We start from the raw sequence: 6,295 nt of genomic DNA on the forward strand, positions 1-6,295 counted from the left end.
AAGGGGCGCTTGGCGCAGATCTGGGCCGAGGTGCTGGGGGGTGCAGCGCGTAGGGGTCGTCAATGACCATTTCTTTGACATCGGCGGCCATTCCTTGTCGCTGGTGCGTGTGCACCGGCTGCTCCAGTCGCGCTGCCAGATCAGTTTGCCCCTGGTCCAGCTTTTCCAGTACCCCACGGTCGAGGCCCTGGCCCGACGAATCCATCAAGGCGCAGAGGCCGCCGCCGGAGCCGAGCAGGCCGATCAACGCGCCTTGCGCCAGCGTGCGGCGCTGCTTCAGCGCCGTCAATCCGCAGAAAGAGTGAACTGATGCCGCATACCAACACCCCGCCGGAATGGACCGGCATCGAGATCGCCATTGTCGGCATGGCCGGACGTTTTCCCGGCGCCGACGACGTAGAGGCCTTCTGGCACCAGATCCGGACGGGAACCGAAGCGGTGGAGCGCTTCAGCGACGAAGCGCTGCGCCAGCGCGGCGTGCCGCAGTCGCTGTTGGACGACCCCGACTACGTCAAGGCCGGCGTGCCTTTCAGGGGCGCCGACCAGTTCGATGCCGGACTCTTCGGCTACACGCCGCGCGAGGCCGAACAACTCGACCCCCAGCAACGCGTCTTCCTGGAGTGCGCATGGACCGCGCTGGAGCACGCGGGTTGCGATGCCCAGCGTTGGCCGGGCAAGGTGGGCGTGTATGCTGGTGAGGGGCCGCACCTGTACCTGATCCGGCACCTGCTGCCTGCCTTCGGCCTTGGCAAGGACACCGGCATTGCCGAATTGCTGGGGCTGCTCAGCGCCAATGCGGGCAGTTCGCTGTGCACGCGCGTGGCCTACAAACTCGATCTTCGCGGGCCCGCCGTGACGGTGCAGACCGCGTGCTCCACCTCGCTCGTGGCCGTGCACACCGCGTGCCAGGCGCTGCTCGGCCATGATTGCGACATGGCCCTGGCGGGCGGGGTGTGGCTCAACCTGCTGCAGGAAGACGGCTACCGCTACCAGGCCGGCGCGATTCTCTCGCCCGACGGGCACTGCCGCGCTTTCGATGCGCGCGCCGCCGGCACGGTGATCGGCAGCGGCTGCGGCATCGTGGCGCTCAAGCGGCTGGAGGATGCCCTGCGCGATGGCGACACCGTGCACGCGGTGATCAAAGGCTCCGCCATGAACAACGACGGTTCGGACAAGGTCGGATTCACCGCACCCAGTGTTAACGGGCAGGCCGAGGTGATCCGCGCTGCACAATTGATCGCGGGGGTGGCGGCCGATACCGTGGGCTATGTGGAGGCCCACGGCACCGGCACGGTGCTCGGCGACCCGATCGAGGTGGCCGCGCTGACCCAGGCCTTCCGTGCCGATACCGAGCGCAAAGGCTTTTGCGCCCTGGGGTCGGCCAAGAGCCACATCGGCCACCTGGACGCCGCCGCAGGCGTGGCGGGCTTGATCCGTGCGGTTCTGGCGCTCAAGCATCAGACCCTTCCCCCCAGCCTGCATTTCGAGCAGCCCAACCCTTCCATCGATTTCTCCAGCAGCCCTTTCTATGTCAATGCAACTGCACGGCCCTGGCCTCGGGCGGGTGTGCCCCGCCGCGCTGGCGTGAGCTCATTTGGCATCGGCGGTACCAACGTGCACGTCGTGCTGGAAGAGGCACCTGCGCTGCCGGTCCGTTCCGGCGCACCATCGGGGTGGCAGGTCCTGCCGCTGTCGGCGCAAAGCCCCGCAGCGCTGCGGCAGGCCGCGCAGGCCCTGGGCGAGCACCTCGATGCGCACGCTGATACATCCCTGGCCGACGTGGCTTTCACCCTGCAGACGGGGCGCCGCACATTGCCCCTTCGGGCCGCCATCGTCAGCGACGGCGCCACTTCGGCGGCGCGGGAACTTCGGGCGGCCGAAGGGGTGTTGGGGCATCCGGCCCGTGCGCCCGAAGTGCCGCCCGAGGTGGCTTTTCTGCTGCCAGGTGGCGGCACGCAGCATGCCAACATGGGATTGGCCCTGTACCGCAGCGAGCCCGTGTTCCGCGAAACGGTCGATCGGTGCTGCGAGACCCTGAGACAGGCCGAAGGGCTGGACCTGCTGGCCTTGCTCTACCCCCCACCAGGCCAGGAGGCACGGGCCGACGCCCAGCTCGCACGCATCGAGTTCACGCAGCCCGCCCTGTTCGTCGTCGAATACGCGCTTGCCCGCCTCTGGATGTCGCGCGGCGTGCAGCCCACCCTGCTGCTGGGCCACAGCTTGGGCGAATACGTGGCCGCGTGCCTGGCCGGCGTGTTTTCCCTGGACGATGCGCTGCGCCTCGTCGCCCTGCGCGGCCGGCTCATGCAATCGATGCCGGCCGGGGCCATGACAGCCATCGCGCTGCCCGAGTCGGAACTCGCGCCTTTCGTGGCGGCGGGCTGCGACATCGCGGCAGTCAATGGCACCCAGCTGTGCGTTCTCGCCGGGCCTGTGAAGGCCGTGGAGGCGGCTGAGCAGGCCCTGCTCGCCCGCCAGCTCATGCCGCGCCGCCTTCACGTCGAGGTGGCATCGCATTCCGCGATGACTGAAGGCATTGCGCTGGCCTTGCAAAAGGCGGTGGGCGCCGTGCCACGCCATGCCCCGAAAATCGCCTTTCTGTCCAATGTCACCGGCCGGCCGATCACGGCGGAGCAGGCGACCGACCCGGCCTACTGGGCCCGGCACCTGCGTGGCACCGTGCGCTTCGCCGACGGACTGGAGGTCATTCTCCGTACCCCGGGCCGTGTGCTGCTGGAGGTCGGCCCCGGCGAAACACTGTCCGGCCTGGCACGCCAGCACCCGCTGGCGCATACGGCGGCCGGCATCTGGTCCAGCCAGGCCCACCCGCAGCAGCAGGTGCATAACGAACGGCAGATGGCGCAAGCCCTGGCCAGCCTGTGGAGCGCGGGCGTGGCGATCGACTGGGCAGCCTGCCATCCCATGGGCCAGCGGCGGCGCCTGCCACTGCCGGGCTATGCGTTCCAGCGCCGCCGCTACTGGGTGGATGCTCCGGTGGCAGGGCTGCCTTCGCCTTCGGCGATCGCTCCATCTCTGGCTGGCGAGGCGTTCTACGTGCCTGACTGGAAGTCCATTCCCCCTGCCGAGGCCGTAGTGGCCGAAGCCCGCGCTGGCGCATGCACGCTGGTGTTCGGTGACCGCAGCGATTTCTGTGAAAGCCTGCTGCAGGCGCTGCAGCAGCGCTCCGCACCAGGGCACGCCGTGGTGTGGGTGCAGGCCGGTGCGGCCAGCCACCCCATCGGTCCGCTGCACCATGTCGTGCGGCCCGGCCACCGGGCCGATCTCGCGCAGCTGCTGGCGCGCGTGCAGGCGGCACATGGACCAGTGGTGGAAGTTCACCATCTTTGGGCACTGGACACCGACGTTCCTGCAACCGATGCGGCCCTGGAGCGGGGCTATTTCAGCCTGCTCGCCTTCGTCCAGGCGCTGCAGGATTCGGCACTGGGGCGCGAGCAGCCGCTGGCCCTGCGGGTGGTCGCCAACCAGATGGCCGATGTCTCGGGCCTCGATCCCCTGTGCCCTGAAAAAGCCATGCTGGTCGCGCTGTGCAAGGTGATCGGGCAGGAATATCCCCACATCGATTGCCGTGCGACGGACGTGATTCTTCCCTCCAGCATTGACGGCACGGCCTGGCTGATCCGGCAACTGGCGGCCGATGCGCAGCACCGCCGGGAAGACCCCCTGCGGGTCTATCGCGGGCGCAAGGTCTGGCGCCTCGCGTACGAGCCACTACCGCGTCCGGAGATGCCCTCGGGCGCACGCGGCACCGCTCGCCTTCGCCCGCAAGGGGTCTATCTCATCACCGGGGGACTGGGCGGTGTGGGCCTGGCGGTGGCAAGGCATCTGGCCGAGCATTGGCAAGCCCGCCTGGTCCTGCTGGGGCGGACTGCGATGCCCGCGCCCGACCGGTGGGACACCCTGGCGGCGGACCCTGCCCAGCCACCGGCGCTGCGCCAAAAAATGGTGCAGCTGATGGAGCTGAAAACTTTGGGTGGCGACGTGCTGACCCTGTCCGCCGACGTGTCCGACCTCTTGCAGATGCAGGCGGCCGTGGCGCAGGCGCGCCAGCGATTCGGCGCCCTGAACGGTGTCATCCATGCGGCCGGCCATGCCAACAGCGGCATGATCGGCCAGCGCAGCGCGGCGGAGGCCCGCGAGGTGTTTGCACCCAAGCTGCGTGGCACCCAGGCCCTGCTGGCCGCCGTGCGTGGTGAGCCGCTGGATTTCGTGCTGCTGTGCTCTTCCATCTCCAGCATGGCGGGCGGATTGGGCATGAGCGACTATGCCGCAGCCAACGCCTACCTGGACGCGGTGGCCGCGCTGGAGCAGCGCACGTCACGCTGTCCGGTGGTCTCGGTCAACTGGGATGCCTGGCGAGACTTGGGTATGGCTGCCGGCCTGGTCCTGCCCCCCGGGGTGGGCATGGACGGCCCGGAAGGCGCGCAAGCCCTGGAGCGCATCGTCAACGGCCCGGCACACGCCCAGGTGGTGATCTCCACCACCGATCTGGCGCAGCGCCTCGGCGACATCGACAACGGCATGCTGGAACTGCTGGAGACAACGCCCGTCCCTGCCGCCGGCCGCAGCCGGCATCCGCGTCCAGTGCTGCCAACGCCCTACGTGGCGCCGGATGGAGACCTGGAGTTGGCCCTGGCCGAGGTCTGGCAGGACATGCTGGGCATGAGCAGCGTCGGCGTGCACGACAACCTGTTCGAGCTGGGGGGCGATTCCCTCCTGGCCATCCAGCTCCTCGCCAGGGTCCGCAAGGCCTACGCCGTGGAACTGCACCCTGCCGCATTCTTCAAGGCGCCCACGCTGGGCGCCCTGGCCCAGCTCGTGGAAGCACGCCTGATCGATGAGATCGAACGCAGTGCGGCTGCCGCCGCTGCCTGACCTCTGTTGCCAAGACCTCCCATGCTCGAAACCCAAGACCTTTCCGCCCGCCGCGCGGGCCTCACGCCTGCGCAGCGCGCGCAACTGCAGCAACGGCTGCGTGGTGCCGCCCAGATGGACGCGGCTGCATTGGCATCCCCGCATGCCATCGGTGTGCGCAGTGAACCGGGGAAAGCCGTCCTGTCGGCGGCGCAGCAGCGGATGTGGTTCCTTTGGCGGCTCGATCCCGCCAGCACCGCCTATCACGTGAGCGGTGGCCTTCGCCTGAGCGGCGCCCTGGATCGCCAAGCCCTCGCCGCCAGCCTGCAGGCCTTGGTGGCACGCCACGAATCGCTGCGCACGGTGTTCCTGGAAAAGGCCGATGGCAACGCCGAGCCCTGCGTGCGGGCCCCGGAGCCCATCGAACTGCCCTGCCTGGACCTGCGTGGCCTGTCGCCCGAGGCACTGGAGGCGCAGCGCAGCCCGGCCGTGCAGGCACTGCGCTGCGCGCCATTCGATCTTGGGAAGGGACCGCTGATGCGGGTGCTACTCCTTCAAACGGATGCGCAGGCATATGAACTGGTGGTGGTGATGCACCACATCATTTCAGACGGCTGGTCGGTGCAGGTCATCCTCGACGAGCTGGCCCTGCAGTACGCCGCGCGCGTGCAGGGCCACGAGCCTGAATGGGCTGCATTGCCCATCCAGTACGCGGACTATGCCGCCTGGCAGGCGCAGTGGCTGGCCGGTGGCGAGAGCGAGCGCCAGTTGGCCTGGTGGCGCGCGCAGCTGGGGGAAGAGCAACCGGCGCTTTCCCTGCACACCGACCGCCCCCGACGCAGCGATGGCCGCTACCGCGCAGCCCAGCACCGTATGGTGTTGCCTGAGGCACTCGTGCTGGCGTTGCGCCGGGCTGCGCAAGCCAGGGGTGCCACCTTGTTCATGGCGCTGCTCAGTGGGTTCTTCGCGCTGCTGCAGCGGCATACGGGGCAGACAGACATCCGGGTGGGTGTTCCGGTGGCCAGTCGCAACCGGGCGGAAACGGCGGGGCTGGTGGGATTTTTCGTCAACACCCAGGTCCTGAGGGCCCGGCTGGACGGCCGCACGGAGGGGGCGGCGCTGCTGGAGCAGACGCGCGATGCCGCCATCGGCGCCCAAGCTCACCAGGATCTGCCTTTCGAGCATCTGGTGGCGGCCCTGCGGCCTGAACGCAGCCTCAGCACCAGCCCGCTGTTCCAGGTCATGTTCAACCACCTCCGACGGGACCATCGCTCGTTGGCCGGATGGCCGGGTGTCGCCGTCGAGCGGCTGGATTTCGACGAGGAAGCAGCCCAGTTCGAACTGACGCTGCAGACCTGCGAGACCGGTGCGGGCCAGGTCGAGGCCTCGTTCCTCTACGCCTCGGAGCTGTTCGATTCTGGGA

The 6,295-nt window shown here is 68.8% G+C and carries 3 protein-coding genes; all 3 read left to right on the forward strand.

The genetic code is table 11. From position 1 onward, the window contains the following. Positions 1-109: 109 nt before the first annotated feature. Entirely contained in the window at positions 110-310 is a 201-nt protein-coding gene (locus AC27IO_RS18870) for a hypothetical protein (protein ID WP_487090212.1), read from the forward strand. Then, positions 310-4,893, forward strand: a complete 4,584-nt coding sequence (locus AC27IO_RS18875) for a type I polyketide synthase (protein ID WP_498740170.1) — start codon at positions 310-312, stop codon at positions 4,891-4,893. The genes AC27IO_RS18870 and AC27IO_RS18875 overlap by 1 nt, the downstream gene beginning before the upstream one ends. A gap of 21 nt (positions 4,894-4,914) precedes the next feature. Then, positions 4,915-6,295: condensation domain-containing protein (locus AC27IO_RS18880; RefSeq protein WP_498740172.1), on the forward strand; the 1,381-nt coding region annotated here is incomplete at its 3' end.

It is taken from the genome of Acidovorax sp. KNOB132, assembly GCF_057541515.1.